Source organism: Allostreptomyces psammosilenae, from assembly GCF_013407765.1.
GTDB classification, from domain to species: Bacteria; Actinomycetota; Actinomycetes; order Streptomycetales; family Streptomycetaceae; genus Allostreptomyces; species Allostreptomyces psammosilenae.
Window position 1 is genome coordinate 2,332,380 of sequence record NZ_JACBZD010000001.1, and the last position, 15,680, is coordinate 2,348,059.

General features: G+C 75.5%; 11 protein-coding genes. 2 read left to right on the forward strand and 9 right to left on the reverse strand.

The window, feature by feature from the left end; all coding sequences use genetic code 11:
- Positions 1–7: 7 nt before the first annotated feature.
- Positions 8–2,587: a M14 family zinc carboxypeptidase gene (locus tag FHU37_RS09495; RefSeq protein ID WP_312892518.1), complete on the reverse strand. Its 2,580-nt coding sequence runs from the start codon at positions 2,585–2,587 to the stop codon at positions 8–10.
- A 255-nt stretch (positions 2,588–2,842) separates the two neighbouring features.
- Entirely contained in the window at positions 2,843–5,062 is a 2,220-nt protein-coding gene (locus FHU37_RS09500) for a primosomal protein N' (RefSeq protein WP_312892519.1), read from the reverse strand.
- 189 nt (positions 5,063–5,251) lie between these two features.
- Here FHU37_RS09500 and FHU37_RS09505 point away from each other — a divergent pair, with 189 nt between their 5' ends.
- Positions 5,252–7,642: a glycoside hydrolase family 95 protein gene (locus tag FHU37_RS09505; RefSeq protein WP_179813782.1), complete on the forward strand. Its 2,391-nt coding sequence runs from the start codon at positions 5,252–5,254 to the stop codon at positions 7,640–7,642.
- Positions 7,643–7,724: 82 nt separating this feature from the next.
- Here the strand turns inward: FHU37_RS09505 and metK are convergent, their stop codons facing one another.
- The 7 genes from metK to FHU37_RS09540 form a co-directional block, all read right to left on the reverse strand.
- Positions 7,725–8,936 carry a methionine adenosyltransferase gene (gene metK / locus FHU37_RS09510; RefSeq protein WP_179813783.1) on the reverse strand — a complete coding sequence of 404 codons (1,212 nt, stop codon included), beginning with the start codon at positions 8,934–8,936 and terminating at the stop codon, positions 7,725–7,727.
- 189 nt (positions 8,937–9,125) lie between these two features.
- On the reverse strand, positions 9,126–10,349 hold the full coding sequence (coaBC, locus tag FHU37_RS09515; RefSeq protein WP_179813784.1) for a bifunctional phosphopantothenoylcysteine decarboxylase/phosphopantothenate--cysteine ligase CoaBC: 1,224 nt from the start codon (positions 10,347–10,349) through the stop codon (positions 9,126–9,128).
- A 117-nt stretch (positions 10,350–10,466) separates the two neighbouring features.
- Complete coding sequence (gene rpoZ / locus FHU37_RS09520) at positions 10,467–10,745, reverse strand: DNA-directed RNA polymerase subunit omega (RefSeq protein WP_179813785.1); 279 nt, start codon at positions 10,743–10,745, stop codon at positions 10,467–10,469.
- A gap of 38 nt (positions 10,746–10,783) precedes the next feature.
- Complete coding sequence (gene gmk, locus FHU37_RS09525; protein ID WP_179813786.1) at positions 10,784–11,341, reverse strand: guanylate kinase; 558 nt, start codon at positions 11,339–11,341, stop codon at positions 10,784–10,786.
- 72 nt (positions 11,342–11,413) lie between these two features.
- Positions 11,414–11,737, reverse strand: coding sequence for an integration host factor, actinobacterial type (gene mihF, locus FHU37_RS09530; protein WP_179813787.1), 324 nt, complete (start codon positions 11,735–11,737; stop codon positions 11,414–11,416).
- A 265-nt stretch (positions 11,738–12,002) separates the two neighbouring features.
- Positions 12,003–13,025, reverse strand: a complete 1,023-nt coding sequence (locus FHU37_RS09535; RefSeq protein WP_179813788.1) for an aldo/keto reductase family protein — start codon at positions 13,023–13,025, stop codon at positions 12,003–12,005.
- 158 nt (positions 13,026–13,183) lie between these two features.
- Entirely contained in the window at positions 13,184–14,275 is a 1,092-nt protein-coding gene (locus tag FHU37_RS09540) for a Gfo/Idh/MocA family protein (RefSeq protein WP_179813789.1), read from the reverse strand.
- Positions 14,276–14,482: 207 nt separating this feature from the next.
- Here FHU37_RS09540 and FHU37_RS09545 point away from each other — a divergent pair, with 207 nt between their 5' ends.
- Positions 14,483–15,661 (forward strand): pyridoxal phosphate-dependent aminotransferase, encoded by a 1,179-nt coding sequence (locus FHU37_RS09545; RefSeq protein WP_179813790.1) that lies wholly within the window; start codon positions 14,483–14,485, stop codon positions 15,659–15,661.
- Positions 15,662–15,680: the final 19 nt, after the last annotated feature.

Here is a 15,680-nt window from a genome sequence, read left to right on the forward strand (position 1 = left end):
TGGCGGGCTACCCGCCGATCGCGGCCCAGTACAGGGCCTGGCCGACGCCGGCGAAGGAACCCTTCGGGTGGTTGCGGAAGAGCGGCTCGGTGCCGAACATCACCACGGCCGCGCCGCGTTCGTCGATCCCGCTGATCATGGAGGGCTGCCCGGCTGCGGCGTCGGGGCCCGCCCCGCCGTCGGCGGCGGCCCGCCAGTGGCCGGAGGTGAGCACGTCGTCCGGCGCGTAGGTCTGCTGCACGGTGACCTCCGGCCCGAGGGCGGTGAACCACAGCGGGGAGTACACGAAGCCGTGCTCCGGCGCCGTGGCGGCCAGCGGCCCGCGGTTGTCCACCGCCACCACCCCGTTGGCGTCCCGTCGGCCGGGCGTGGCGGTGGCGGTCAGCAGGCCGGCGGCGGCGTTGAAGGCGGCCCCGGTGGCGCCGCGGGTGACCACGCCGCCCTCGGCCAGGAAGGCGTCGAGCTCGGCGCGGGCGGCGGCGGGCAGGGCGGCGTGGTCCAGCCCGCTGGAGACGTACAGCACGTCCACGGCGTCCCAGTCGAAGCCCGCGGCGAGCACGCCGGTGGAGACCGGAACCACCTCGAAGCCCATCTCCCGCAGGGTGTACACCTCGTCGGAGGCCGCCGCGGCGGCGACGGTGACCGCCTCCAGCGGCTCGGCCTCCCGCGGCCGGCCTGCGGCGCGGGTGAAGGTGACGCCGTAGCGGTCGGCGACCTCGCGGGCGGCGGCGCGTTCGGCCGCCGGCACCCGGACGGTTCCCGCCCCGGTCCAGGAGACCTCCACGCCCGCGCGGAGCAGGTCGTTCAGGGCCGCGACGTCCCGGCCGTCCGCCAGGACGAGTTCGAACGGGCCCCAGGCCGGCACGGAGCCGGTGGGCGCGGCGACGGTGACGTCCCGGCCCGGGAAGGCCGGTCGGCCGTCCTCGACGCGGTCCACCGTGGCGCCCCACAGCAGGCCGTGGCTCCAGCCGGAGATGTCGTACATCGCGTCGACCTTGTCGCTGATGTCGGTGCCGGCGGCGAGGATGGTGTTGGCCAGTCCGCGCTTGGGCTGGTGCATGTCGACGACGTAGGAGCCGGCCGGGTAGCGGGTGCCGCCGAGCCGGAAGTCGGCGGTGGCCCGCCGCACCCGCACGTCGTTGGCGACCAGGTGGTCCACCAGTCGGGCGGCGGCCGTCGCGGAGCGCTGCCCGTCGCCGGCCGGGATGACGTAGGCGCGCGGGAAGTCCGTGGTGTAGACGTCCTCCGGGCCGATGCCGGGGACGCCGGGCACGGTCTCGGCGGAGACGGGGCGCTGGGCCTCGCCGGCCGCGCCGCGGCGGAAGACCTCGATCTGGTCGGCGATGAGCCGCTCGCGGTGGTCCACGGTGAAGTCGGTGGCGGCCCGCATGACGGCCTCGGCCACGTCGGTGTTGACGGCCGCGCGCCGGCGCAGCTCCGTCTCGCTGAGGTTCAGGTAGTCGGCGTTGTTGACCCGCAGCGGGATCTCCACCGTGTGCGCGGCGACGGCGCCGTGGAAGGCGACGTACTGCGGGGTGAAGATCGGCGGCCAGTCGTCCCAGCCCTCCGGGGCGTCCCGGAACGGGATCTGCGGGGGGTGCACGCCGTCCTGCTCGGGGGTCAGGCCGAGGTCGAGGACGGCCCGCTCCATGCCGAGGGCGTTCCGATAGGCGTTGGCGAGGAACAGGTCGTACTCGTAGTTCTCGCCGTGCGGCGGGGTGGTGGGCTCGATGAGGGTGCCGTTGACGTAGCCGTGCAGGTCCAGCATGACGGCCGGCTGGGTGTCGATGACGACCTGGCGCAGCGCCCGGACCTCCGGCTGCGAGGCCGTGACGAAGTCGCGGTTCATGTCGAACCCGGCGGCGTTGGCCCGGGTGCCGGCCACCCGGCCGTCCGGGTTGGCGGTGACGTTGAAGTACAGCCGGGTGGTCGCCAGCAGTTCCTCGGTCTCCGGATCCGCGCTGGTGGCGAGGGACTCGATGAGGCGCAGCGCGGCGTCGGTGCCCTCCCACTCGTTGCCGTGGATGTTGTTGTTGACCAGCACGGGGACCTTGTAGTCCCGCTGGATCTCCCGGTCGCGGGCGGCGCGGGCCGGGTCGTTCTCGATCCGCTCGCGCATGCGGTCCTGCCGGGCGGCCTCGGCGCGGGACTCCGGGGCGGTCACGGTGACCAGGTACAGGTCGCGCCCGGTGGTGGACTGGCCGATCACCTCGACGCTGACCCGGTCGCTGACGCGCTGGAGGTCGTTCAGCCGCGGCGCGATCGCGTGGTAGGGCGCCAGCCCCAGCTTGATGGAGCGGTCGGCGGTGTTGACGGGGGGTTCGGTGAGCCGGGTGTGGCGGGGGTAGCCCTGGCCGGTCGGCAGGTGCCAGGTGGTGGCGCCGGCGTCCGCGGGGAGGGTCTGCGCCGGCCCGACCAGTGGGGAGGCGGTGCGGTGCCGCTCGGCCGGGTTGCCGAAGGTCTCCCGGCCGCCGGGTATGGGGGCGGCCCGTGGTTCGTCGGGGGCCGCGGTGGCGGGGGCGAGCGGGACGAGCAGCAGGGCGGCGAGCGCCGTCGTGACCAGCGGGATGGCGGGGGATCTGCCCACGGGACCTCCAAGGGGTGTGGGTCCCGTGTCTAACCGGCTTGACGCGCCGTCGACAAGTGCGCACAGCGGGCCAATCGCGCATCCGTCACATCTCGCCGCGCCCCTTTGGTCCGTACTTCCGATGATGTGCCGGAAGAAGTAACCGGGCGAACATCCACCGGACGGCCAGCCGACACACGGCGGGCCCCATCCGTCACAGGGGCACCGCGGGACACGGACGCGCTCCGGGAGGGCAGGCCGTCGGCCGGCGCCGGCTCAGCCGATGTCCACCGGATCGACCCGGATCTGCACCGGCTCGGGCTCCTTGCGCAGCAGCCGGCCGATGTAGGCCGCCTTCAGCGCCGCGGCCAGCGCCGCGCCGTGCCCGGGCGGCACCCGCACCAGCGCCCGCTCCAGCGCCTCGTCCGCGCGGCCGGCCGGGCGGCCGCCGCCGACCCCTCCGGAGCCGCCCGGGCCACCCGGGCCGGCCGCCGGTTCGACCGGGACGGGCCCCAGCACGTCGGCGCCCTCGGGGAGCCGCAGGGTGGCCAGCACGTCGGCGACGGCCGAGGGCGTGCCGGTCACCGAGGCCATCCGGGACACCGGGGGGAAGCGCAGTTCGGCCCGCTCGGCCAGCTCGCGGTCCGCGTGCCCGGCCGGGTCCCAGCGGACCAGCGCCTGCACCGGACGCAGCCCGGGGTCCCCGACGATCAGCACCACCCCGCCGCTGTCCGCCGGGCGCACCAGCGCGGCGGCGGACAGCCAGCGGCGCAGCGCCTGCTCGCCGGCGCGCAGGTCGGGCCGGGCCAGCAGGGCCCAGGCGTCCAGCAGCAGCGCGGCCGCGTAGCCGCCCTCGGCCACCGGTTCCGCGCCCGGCGTGGCCACCACCAGGGCCGGGGTACCGGGGACGGTGGCCAGCACGCCGTCCCGCCCGGAGGTGCGCACCGGCACCCGGGGGAAGGCCCGTCCGAGCTCCTCGGCGGTGCGGCGGGCGCCCACCACGCTGGCGCGCAGCCGGAAGGAGCCGCAGGCGGCGCAGTGCCAGTCCGCCTCGGGACGCCCGCACCAGGTGCAGTGCAGGGTCCCGGACTGGGCGCGGGCCTCCAGCGGGCCGGCGCAGGCGGTGCAGCGGGCGGGTTCGCGGCACCGCCCGCAGGCCAGCCGGGGCACGTAGCCGCGGCGCGGCACCTGCACCAGCACCGGACCGGAGGCCAGCGCCTCGCGGGCGGTGCGCCAGGCGGGATGCGGCAGGCGGGCGGTGCGGGCGGCGTCGTCGCGGTGGAGGTCGACGTCCTCGATGGTGCGCACCCGCGGGGCGGCCCGGCGGATCGCCTCCCGGCCGGGCTCCAGGGGGTGGGCCCAGCCGGAGGCCACCAGCTGCGCCCCCTCGACGGTGCGGGACAGGCCGCCCAGCAGCATGCCGGCGCCCGCGTCGGTGGCGCGCAGCGCCAGCACCTCGCGGGCGTGCGGCTGGGGGGCGTGCGGCTCGCTGTGGCTGGAGTCGCCGTCGTCCCACACCACGACCAGGCCGAGGTCCCGCACCGGGGCGAACATGGCGGCCCGGGTGCCGACGACGGCGCGGACGGTGCCCCGGTTGCAGGCGAGCCAGCGGCGGTAGCGCTCCTCGGGGCCGAGGCCGGCCGTGAGGGCGACGTGGTGTCCGGGGCCGAGCAGGGCGGTGAGCGCGGCGTCGACCCGGGCGGCCTGGCGGCCGTCGGGGAGCACGGCGAGCGCGCCGCGCCCGGAGGCGAGGGTGGCGGCGACGGCGCGGGCGATCTCCTCCGGCCAGTGCGGGCCGGGCAGGGCGGTCCAGACGGCCCGCGGCGCCCCGCCGCGGGCCAGCGCGTCGAGGTAGCCGGGGCCGGTGGGGTAGCGGGCCCAGGTGCCGGGCTCCGGCGCGGCGGGCGGCGGCGGGGGATCGGCGGCGGGCTCCTTCTCCGGTATGGAGCGGCGCGGCGGCACGGCGAGCTGGAGGACGTCCGCGAGGGTGCCGGCGTAGCGGTCGGCGACGGCCCGGCAGAGCGCGAGCAGCGGGGGGGTGAGCACCGGCTCCGGGGAGAGCACGCTGGCCAGCGGGGCCAGCGGCCCGGGGTAGTCGCTGGCGGCGAGGCGCTCGACGATGAAGCCGTCCTCCAGTCGGCCGCCCTCCCGGCGCCCCTCCACGACCCTGGCGCCGAAGCGCACCCGGACCCTGGCCCCGGGGACGGCGTCGGCGTCCATGGCCAGCGGCACGGCGTAGTCGAAGAACTGGTCGAGGTGGGAGAGCGGCTTGTCGACCGCGACGCGGGCCACCGGCAGGTGCTCGGCGAGGGCCCGGGCGCCCGGCTGCCGCCCGCCACGGCCCCGGCGGCGGCCGGCGGGGGCGGCGGGGTCGGCGGGGTCGATGAGGGTGAGCTGCTCGACCTGGCCGGCCGGCTCCGGCCGGTCCGGCTCCGACGGGGGGCGCCGACCGGCCGGTCGGCCGGTCCCGCCCGCGGGAGGGTGCTCGCTGCTCACCTCATACTCCTACCAGACGCCTCGGACACCCTGGCACGCCAGCCGAACGCGATCCGATCTCCTGGGGCTTGGGCGCCCATTCCCGCCATCGTTCTCCCTTGTGGCGACGATCAGCGCTGCCTAATCTCCATCAAGACATCGGATCTCTCGCCGGCCGGATCGGCCACCAAGGCGGAACGGAGCCCGCTCATGACCGTCGAGCCCACCCCACCCGGCGCGCCGCTGACGCTGTGGTACACCGCACCGGCCACCAGTTGGGAGGAGGAGTCGCTGCCGATCGGCAACGGCGCCCTCGGCGCCGGCGTCTTCGGGGGTGTCGCCCGGGAGGTGGTGGTCCTCAACGAGAAGACGCTGTGGACCGGCGGCCCCGGATCCCGGGAGGGCTACGACCACGGCGACGGCGCCTTCGCCGGCACCGACGGCCCAGACGGCAGCGACGGCTCCGCCGGGGCGGAGGCGCTGCGCGAGGTGCGGCGGCGGCTGGCCGAGCGCGGCGGCCTGCCGGCCGAGGAGGTCGCCGCCCTGCTCGGCTCGCCCCGTCGCGGCTACGGCGCCCACCAGGTGCTCGGCCACCTGCGCCTGGACTTCGCGGACGCCGCCGAGCCCGTCGCGGACTACCGGCGCGAGCTGCGGCTGGCCGAGGGGCTGGCCACCGTCCGCTACCGGGCCGGCGGTGTCACCCACACCCGGGAGTACCTGGCCAGTCGGCCCGACGGGGTGATCGCGGTACGCCTGGCCGCCGACCGGCCCGGCCGGCTCTCGCTGACCGTCTCGGTGGACACCCCGCGGGAGGGCCGCCGGCTGCGCGGGTCGGTCGCGGCCGGCCGGATCCTCCTCGACGGCACCCTGGAGGACAACGGCCTGCGGCACACCGCCGGGGTCGACGTCGTGCCCGAGGGCGGCACCCTCGTCGACGGCGCCGACGGCACCGTCACGGTGACCGGCGCGGACGCCGTCACCGTGCTGGTCGCGGCCGGCACCGACTACGCGCCCACCCCCGCCACCGGCTACCGCGGCGACGATCCCTGCCCCCGGGTCACCGCCGCCCTGGACGCCGCCCGCGCCAAGGGCTACCCGGCGCTGCGCGCGGCGCACCTGGCCGACCACCGGGAGCTGTTCGACCGGGTGGCCCTGGACATCGGGCAGGTCGCGCCGGAGCTGCCGACGGACCGCCTGCTGGCGGCCTACACCGGCGGCGACTCCCCCGCCGACCGCGCCCTGGAGGCCCTGTACTTCCAGTACGGGAGGTACCTGCTGATCGCCTCCTCCCGGCCCGGCACCCTGCCGGCCAACCTCCAGGGGGTGTGGAACGACTCCACCACCCCGCCGTGGAGCGCCGACTACCACGTCAACATCAACCTCCAGATGAACTACTGGCCGGCCGAGGTGACCAACCTCGCGGAGACCACGGCGCCGCTGTTCGACTTCGTCGACGCGCTGCGCGGACCGGGCGCCCGCACCGCCCGCCGCCTGCACGGCGCCCGCGGCTGGGTGGTGCACGACGAGACCAACCCGTTCGGCTTCACCGGGCTGCACGACTGGCCCACCGCCTTCTGGTTCCCGGAGGCCGCCGCCTGGCTCGCCACCCACCTGCACGAGCACTGGCGGTTCGGGGGCGACGAGGACTTCCTGCGGCGCCGGGCCTACCCCGTGCTCCAGGAGCTGGTCCGGTTCTGGACCGACGAGCTCGTCGAGGACGCCCGGGACGGCCTGCTGGTGGTCTCCCCCAGCTACTCCCCCGAGCACGGCGACTTCACCGCGGGCGCCGCGATGTCCCAGCAGATCGTCCACGAGCTGTTCGCGTGCGCCGTGGAGGCCGCCGAGGCGCTGGGTGACGCCGCGTTCGCCGCCGAGGCCCGCGCGGTGCTGCGCCGGCTGGATCCCGGCCTGCGGACCGGCTCCTGGGGGCAGCTGCGGGAGTGGAAGGACGACCTCGACGACCCGGCGGACGACCACCGCCACGTCTCCCACCTGTTCGCCCTCTACCCGGGGCGCCGGATCTCCCCCACCGCCACCCCCGCGCTGGCGGACGCCGCGCGGACCACCCTGGACGCCCGGGGGGACGGCAGCACGGGGTGGAGCAGGGCGTGGAAGGTGGCCCTGCGGGCCCGGCTCGGCGACGGCGACCGGGCGCACGCCCTGCTGGCCGGGCAGCTGCGGGAGAGCACCCTGGGGAACCTGTGGGACACCCATCCGCCGTTCCAGATCGACGGCAACTTCGGGGCGACGGCGGGCGTGGCGGAGATGCTGCTGCAGAGCCACGACGGCGTGGTGCACGTGCTGCCGGCGCTGCCCGCGGCCTGGCGTGCCCGCGGCTCGGTGCGCGGCCTGCGCTCCCGCGGCGGCCTGACCGTGGACGCGGCGTGGCGGGACGGCGTGGCGCGGTCGATCACGCTGACCGCCCACCGGGACGGGACGGTGCGGCTGCGCTCCGGGCTCCTCGGGGGCGCGCACCGGCTGTGGGCGCACACCCCCGGGGGGCCCGAGCCGGTCCACGCCCGCCCGGGCGGCGCGCCGGACACCGTGGAGTTCCCGGTCCGTGCCGGCCGGCGCTACACGGCCGAACGCCCGGCGCGCTGACGGCCACGGCCGCGGGCCGCGCACCCGGGGAGGTGACGCGGCCCGCGGCCGTGGCGTCGTCGAACGCGGTGGGCGCGGCGGGTCAGGCCAGACCGGCGGCGGCGCGCAGCGCCTCGGCCCGGTCGGTGCGCTCCCAGGTGAACTCCGGCAGCTCGCGGCCGAAGTGCCCGTACGCGGCGGTGAGGGCGTAGATCGGCCGGAGCAGGTCCAGGTCGCGGATGATCGCGGCGGGACGGAGGTCGAACACCTCGGTGACGGCCTTCTCTATGGCCTGGGCCGCCACCGTCTCGGTGCCGAAGGTCTCGACGAACAGGCCGACCGGGGCGGCCTTGCCGATGGCGTAGGCCACCTGCACCTCGCAGCGCGTGGCCAGGCCCGCGGCGACCACGTTCTTGGCGACCCAGCGCATCGCGTACGCGGCGGAGCGGTCCACCTTGGACGGGTCCTTGCCGGAGAAGGCGCCGCCGCCGTGCCGGGCCATGCCACCGTAGGTGTCGATGATGATCTTCCGGCCGGTCAGTCCGGCGTCGCCCATCGGCCCGCCGACCTCGAACCGGCCGGTGGGGTTGACCAGCAGCCGGTAGCCGTCGGTCGCCAGGTCGATGCCCTGCTCGGCCAGCGCCTTCAGCTCCGGCTCGACCACGAACTCCTGCACGTCCGGGGCGAGCAGCGACTCCAGGTCGATGTCGGCCGCGTGCTGGGTGGAGATCACCACGGTGTCCAGCCGCACCGGCCGGTCCCCGTCGTACTCGATGGTGACCTGCGTCTTGCCGTCCGGGCGCAGGTAGGGGACGGTGCCGGACTTGCGCACCTCGGTCAGCCGCCGGGCCAGGCGGTGCGCCAGGGTGATCGGCAGCGGCATGAGCTCGGGCGTCTCGTCGCAGGCGTAGCCGAACATCAGGCCCTGGTCACCGGCGCCCTGCTGGTCCAGGTCGTCCACGCCCTGCCCCGTGCGCGCCTCCCAGGCGGAGTCCACACCCTGCGCGATGTCCGGCGACTGCGCCCCGATCGACACGGAGACCCCGCAGGAGGCGCCGTCGAACCCCTTCTTGGAGGAGTCGTAGCCGATCTGCAGGACCTTCTCCCGCACCAGGGTGGCGATGTCGGCGTAGGCCTCGGTGGTCACCTCACCGGCCACGTGCACCTGGCCGGTGGTGATGAGCGTCTCCACCGCCACCCGCGAGGTCGGGTCCTGGGTCAGGATCGCGTCGAGAATGGTGTCGCTGATCTGGTCAGCGATCTTGTCGGGGTGCCCCTCGGTGACGGACTCCGAGGTGAACAGGCGGCGAGACACATCGCTCCCTGGGGTGTGCAGCGGCTGCTGGCTGACTGTCCCGGTGGCGGATCGGCCGTCATCGGGTTCGTTCGGTTCGACTAGAGGAGAGTTTATCCGCCGCCCGCGGCGAGGCGGGACCGACCTCGCCAAATGGGACGGTGCGCGCCCGGCGCGCGCGCCGCGGCGGCGTGCGCGGGCCTGGCGCCCTCACCCCCGGGCGTCGGCCAGGCGGTCCCGGACGAGGTCCCAGACGACGTCCGCGAGGTCCTCCTTGGGGCCGTGCGGGACCGGCGTGCGGCTGCCGTCGGCGCCCAGCACCACCGCCTCGTTGTGGTCCGAGCCGAAGACCTTCTCCGCCCCGACCTCGTTGACCACGAGCAGGTCGCAGCCCTTGCGGGCGAGCTTGGCCCGGCCGTTCGCCAGCACGTCGTCGGTCTCCGCGGCGAAGCCCACCACGACCTGGCCGGGGCGGGCCCGCCGGGCGGATATCTCGGCGAGGATGTCCGGGTTGCGCACCAGCGGGATCGGGTCGGGCTCGACGCCGTCCCGCTTCTTGATCTTGCCGGTGGCGTAGTGGGCCGGCCGGAAGTCGGCCACCGCCGCCGCCATCACCACCGCGTCGGCGGCCGGGGCGGCCTCCAGCACGGCCGCGCGCAGCTCGGCCGCGGTGCCGACCCGGCGCACCGTGACGCCGGCCGGGTCGGGCACCTCCACGCCGGCGGCGATCAGCGTCACCTCGGCGCCCCGGGCGGCGGCGGTGGCCGCCAGCGCGTGGCCCTGCCGGCCGGAGGAGCGGTTGCCGAGGTAGCGGACCGGATCCAGGGGCTCCCGGGTGCCGCCGGAGGTGACCAGCACGTGGCGGCCGGCCAGGTCGGGGGCGGTGCCGGCGACGCCCCGGGCGAGGACCCGCCGGGACAGGGCGAAGATCCCGGCCGGATCGGGCAGCCGGCCCTTGCCGGTGTCCGCGCCGGTCAGCCGGCCCACCGCGGGCTCGACCACCACGGCGCCGCGCCGGCGCAGCGTCGCGACGTTCTCCCGGGTGGCCGGGTGCTCCCACATCTCGGTGTGCATGGCGGGCGCGAAGACGACCGGGCAGCGCGCGGTGAGCAGGGTGTTGGTCAGCAGGTCGTCGGCGAGCCCGTGCGCGGCCCTGGCCAGCAGGTCCGCGGTGGCCGGGGCGACGACGACGAGGTCGGCCTCCTGCCCGATGCGGACGTGCGGCACGGCGTGCACGCCGTCCCAGACCTCGGTGGCCACCGGCTGCCCGGACAGCGCGGCCCAGGTGGGCGCGCCGACGAACTCCAGCGCGGCGGCGGTCGGCACCACCTTGACCCGGTGGCCGGACTCGGTGAACAGGCGCAGCAGTTCGCAGGCCTTGTAGGCGGCGATCCCGCCGCCCACCCCCAGCACCACACGGGGCCGGTCGGTCATGGCGCGTTCCCTTCGGGGCGGGGGGTCCACAACACGCTTCACGCCCCGGGGCCGGCTGGCGGCCCGGGGCGTGAAGGTACGGACGCTCGACGAAAACGATCGACGTCGGTTATGAGGTCACTGCCCGAGGGGCGGGGCGTCGACCTTCTCCGCCGTGAGCATGCCGGCGTTGATCTCGCGCAGCGCGATCGACAGCGGCTTCTCGTGCACGTGGGTGTCGACCAGCGGGCCGACGTACTCCAGCAGCCCCTCGCCGAGCTGCGAGTAGTACGCGTTGATCTGCCGCGCCCGCTTGGCCGCGTAGATCACCAGGCTGTACTTGGAGTCCGTGGCCTCAAGCAGCTCGTCGATCGGCGGGTTGATGATGCCCTCGGGCGCGTTCGTGGAAGAGGACACGCTCTACCTTCGTTCGTTGCTTGCGATACAGGTGTGCTTCAGTCGACGTTCATCAAGGCTAGCAGTTCGCGGCTGACGTCCTCGACGGAGGTGTTGACCAGCGTGGTGTCGAACTCCGCCTCGGCGGCGAGTTCGACCCGGGCTGCCGCGAGCCGCCGCTCGACGACCTCGGGCGGCTCGGTGCCGCGGCCGACCAGGCGGCGCACCAGTTCGTCCCAGGAGGGCGGGGCGAGGAAGACCAGCTGGGCCTCCGGCATGGCCTGCCGGACCTGGCGGGCCCCCTGGAGGTCGATCTCCAGCAGGGTGGGCACCCCGGCCTGGAGCTTCTCCAGCACCGGGCCGCGCGGCGTCCCGTAGCGGTTGCCGGCGAACTCGGCCCACTCCAGCAGCTCGCCGTTGGCGACGAGCTTGTCGAACTCGTCCCGGTCGACGAAGTGGTACTGGACCCCGTCCACCTCGCCGGGTCGCGGCCTGCGGGTGGTGGCCGAGACCGAGAGCCAGATCTGGGGGCGTGTTGCGCGTAGATGAGCGACGACCGTGCTCTTGCCGACCCCCGAGGGGCCGGAGAGCACGGTCAGCCGCGGACGTCCGTTCATGTGCCGATTATCCCGGACCGTGGCCGGGGTCCGTCACCCGGCGCGGAACGCGCGGGAAACGGGGGCGGGCCGTCAGGACGAAGAACCGCCGAACTCCTGCTCCAGGTGCTGGATCTGCTTGGAACCGAGACCACGGACGCGGCGGCTCTCGGAGATGTTGAGCCGCTCCATGATCTGCTTGGCACGGACCTTACCGACACCCGGCAGGGATTCCAGCAGGGCGGAGACCTTCATCTTGCCGATGACCTCGTTCTGCTGGCCCTCCTTGATGACCTCGCTGAGCGAGGCCCCGGAGTTCTTCAGCCGGTTCTTCACCTCGGCACGCTCCCGCCGAGCCTCGGCGGCCTTGGCGAGGGCAGCCGCTCGCTGTTCTGGGGTTAGGGGCGGAAGAGCCACTGGCGTGTCACCTCGTAGGAAAACTCTTGGATATGGACCGCAGTGGAACCTAGTTGCTCCGGGACTGCGGAGCAACGCGAAACGCGCTGCTGGTGGGACTAGGGCGAGCGTACCGGCATGGCGAGCCCGCCCTTGCACCGAACGCCGGAAAATCTTGGTCGGCTTTCCCCAAGTTGACAAGGTCTCACTAGGAGGATTGACGATCAGTGACGCGGTGATGACGCAGGGGCGCGCTCGGCCGTGACGCCCCGGCGCGCGGGGCCGCTCAGGACGCGACGCGCCAGTTCGCCGGGGGCGCCTGCTTGCCGGTGTGCGACGGGTCCCGCTCGACCACCGGGTCGAGGATCTCGTCGATCCGGGCCATGAGTTCGGCCTCCAGCCGGACCCCGGCGGCGGCGACGTTCTCCGCCACCTGCTCGGGGCGCGAGGCGCCGATGATCGCCGAGGAGACGTTCGGGTTCTGCAGCACCCAGGCCACGGCCAGCTGGGCCATGGTCAGGCCGGCCTCCTCGGCCAGCGGGCGCAGCTGCTGCACCCGGGTCAGCACGTCGTCGCGCAGCCAGCGCGAGACCATGCCCGCCCCGCCCTTGTCGTCGGTCGCCCGCGAGCCCGCGGGGGCCTCCTGCCCCGGGAGGTACTTGCCGGTCAGCACGCCCTGCGCGATCGGGGACCAGACGATCTGGCCGATTCCCAGCTCCTCGCAGGTGGGGACGACCTCGGCCTCGATCACCCGCCACAGCGCGGAGTACTGCGGCTGGCTGGAGACAAGCGGAACGTTCAACTCCCGTGCCAGGGCCCAGCCGCGCCGGATCTGGTCGGCGGTCCACTCGCTCACGCCGATGTAGTGCGCCTTGCCGGCGTGCACCAGGTCGGCGAAGGCCGACATGGTCTCCTCCAGCGGGGTGGAGTGGTCGAACCGGTGGGCCTGGTAGAGGTCGACGTAGTCGGTCCCCAGGCGGCGCAGCGAGCCGTCGATCGACTCCATGATGTGCTTGCGGGACAGGCCCCGGTTGTTGCGGCCGGGGGACGGCTGGGCCGGCCAGAAGACCTTGGTGAAGATCTCCAGGTCCTCGCGGCGCTCGCCCTTCAGGGCGCGGCCGAGGACCTCCTCGGCGCGGGTGCCGGCGTAGACGTCGGCGGTGTCGAAGGTGGTGATGCCGGCGTCCAGGGCGGCGCGCACGCAGGAGGTGGCCGTCTCCTCCTCCACCTGGGAGCCGTGGGTGAGCCAGTTGCCGTAGGAGATCTCGCTGATGACCAGGCCACTACGGCCGAGATGACGGAATTCCATGTCCGGAACCCTACGACCGCGCGGGCGGCCGGGCCACGCCGGCACGGCTTCCGGCACCCCCGCTGACCTGGCCGGCTGCGGCCACGGCCGGCCCGGCGGCCCGGCCGGCGTCGCTCGGCCGGGCCGGCCGCGCGCGGGGCCGCGCGGCGCCGGGAGGGTCAGAGGGCGACGACCTCGCCGCTGGCGGCCGAGGCGTGGGCCGCCTCCAGGACCGTGAGGACGTCCACGGCCTGCGCGGCCTCGACCGGGGCCGGCGCCCGTCCGCGCAGCGCCTCGCCCACGGCGGCGTAGAAGGCCGGGTAGTCGCCCGGCTCGGTGGCCAGGGTGCGCAGGTCGCCGGGCTCGGCGTCGGCGCCGATGGTGCCCCAGGCGCCCTGCGGCTCCGCGCCCCAGCCCTCGCCCCCGGGACGCAGGCCCGCCCGCAGCGCGCCCTCCTGCGGGTCGAGCCCGTACTTCAGGTAGCTGCCGGCGGTGCCGAACACCCGGAAGCGCGGGGTGCGCTGGGAGGCGAGGGTCCCCATCCACAGGTGGGAGCGGACCCCGCTGGTGTGGGTGAGGGCGATGAAGGAGTCGTCGTCCGCGCCGGTGCCGGGGCGGCGCACGTCCGCCTCGGCGTACACCCGCGCGGCCGGCCCGAACAGCTGCAGGGCCTGGTCGACCAGGTGGCTGCCGAGGTCGTACAGCAGCCCGCCGACCTCGGCCGGGTCGGCCGACTCCCGCCAGCCGCCCTTGGGCGCCGGCCGCCAGCGGTCGAAGCGCGACTCGAAGCGGGTGACGGTGCCGAGCGCGCCGGAGTCCAGCACCGTGCGCACGGTGCGGAAGTCGCCGTCCCAGCGGCGGTTGTGGAAGACGGTGAGCAGCAGCCCGCGCTCCGCCGCGAGGTCCACCAGCTCCCGGCCCTCCCGCGCGGTGGGGGCCAGCGGCTTGTCGACCACGACCGGGAGGCCGGCCCGCAGGGCGGCGCGCGCGAGGGGGACGTGGGTGCGGTTGGGGGAGGCGACGACGAGCAGGTCGAGCCGGTCGGCGCCGTCCTCCAGGAGGCGCTCGGCGCTGTCGACCAGCCGGACGCCGGGGTACTCGCGGGCCGCCCGGGCGCGGCGTTCCGGGTCGGCGGTGACCACGGTGTCCAGGGCCAGGCCCTCGGTGGCGGCGATCAGCGGCGCGTGGAAGACGGCGCCGGCGGTGCCGAAGCCGACCAGCCCGACCCGCAGCGGGGTGTCCGCGTGGTTCGCGGTGCTCTCGGTGCTCATGGTCCCATTGGATCAGCCGTCCGCCGGTTCCCTCGGACCGGGCGGCCCGGCGCGCTGCGGGCCGGCGTCGGCGGCCGACTCCTCGGCCGCGCGGGTCCGCCGTGCCGGTGGGACCGCGCCGTGGAACGGCCACGGCGCGCGGGAGCGACCAGCGTCCCGCGGAGCGCCGCACGGCCACGCGGGCACGCGACGGAGGAAGGGGACCGCATGCGCGGCGTCCTGGCGGGCCGGCTGGCCGGAACGGGTACGACGATCTTCGCGGAGATGTCCGAGCTGGCCACCCGGACCGGGGCGATCAACCTGGGCCAGGGCTTCCCGGACACCGACGGTCCGGCCGAGGTGATGGAGGCCGCCGTGCGCGCCCTGCGGGAGGGGCGGGGCAACCAGTACCCGCCGGGGGCGGGCGTTCCCGAGCTGCGTCAGGCGGTCGCCCGGCACCAGAGGCGCTGGTACGGGCTGGACGTGGACCCGGACCGCGAGGTGCTGGTGACGGCGGGGGCCACCGAGGCGATCGCCGCGGCGCTGCTGGCCCTGGTGGAGCCGGGGGACGAGGTGGTGGCGCTGGAGCCCTACTACGACTCGTACACGGCGGGCATCGCGATGGCCGGCGGGGTGCGGGTCGGGGTACCGCTGCGCGCCCCGGACTTCCGGCTGGACGTGGCGGCGCTGCGCGCGGCGGTGGGGCCGCGCACCCGGTTGATCCTGCTGAACTCGCCGCACAACCCCACCGGTACGGTGCTCACCCGCGAGGAGCTGGCCGAGGTGGCGCGGATCGCCGTGGAGCGGGACCTGCTGGTGCTCACCGACGAGGTGTACGAGCACCTGACCTACGGGGTGCCGCACCTGCCGCTCGCCACCTTCCCGGGCATGGCGGAGCGGACGCTGACCGTCTCCTCCGCCGGCAAGACGTTCTCCTTCACCGGGTGGAAGGTGGGCTGGGTGCACGGACCCGCGGAGCTGGTGGCGGCGGTGCGCACGGCGAAGCAGTTCCTCACCTACGTGTCCGGCGGCCCGCTGCAGTACGCGGTCGCGGAGGCGCTGGACGGCCAGGACGACTGGGTGCGCGGCCTGGCGGCGGAGCTGCGCGGCCGGCGCGACCTGCTGGTCGACGGCCTGCGGCGGGCCGGCTTCGAGGTGTACGTGCCGGACGGCACCTACTTCGTCACGGCGGACGCCAGCCCGCTCGGTTTCCGGGACGGCCGGGAGCTGTGCCGCAGGCTCCCGGAGCTGTGCGGGGTGGTGGCGATCCCCTCGGTGGTCTTCCACGAGCGGCAGGGGCCGGACGCGCCGAGCGCGCCGCTGATCCGGTTCGCGTTCTGCAAGCGGCCCGAGGAGCTTCGGGCGGCAGCCTCCCGGCTGGCGCGGCTGGCGCCGTCCGGCTCCTGACGGCGCCCCGGTTTCCGCC

What these genes read in the sequence shown, in the direction of transcription:
- gmk (WP_179813786.1), bottom strand. Translation starts at nt 11,341, where the DNA reads ATGAACGGACGTCCGCGGCTGACCGTGCTCTCCGGCCCCTCGGGGGTC.
- coaBC (WP_179813784.1), bottom strand. Translation starts at nt 10,349, where the DNA reads ATGACCGACCGGCCCCGTGTGGTGCTGGGGGTGGGCGGCGGGATCGCC.
- FHU37_RS09540 (WP_179813789.1), bottom strand. Translation starts at nt 14,275, where the DNA reads ATGAGCACCGAGAGCACCGCGAACCACGCGGACACCCCGCTGCGGGTC.
- FHU37_RS09535 (WP_179813788.1), bottom strand. Translation starts at nt 13,025, where the DNA reads ATGGAATTCCGTCATCTCGGCCGTAGTGGCCTGGTCATCAGCGAGATC.
- FHU37_RS09545 (WP_179813790.1), top strand. Translation starts at nt 14,483, where the DNA reads ATGCGCGGCGTCCTGGCGGGCCGGCTGGCCGGAACGGGTACGACGATC.
- FHU37_RS09505 (WP_179813782.1), top strand. Translation starts at nt 5,252, where the DNA reads ATGACCGTCGAGCCCACCCCACCCGGCGCGCCGCTGACGCTGTGGTAC.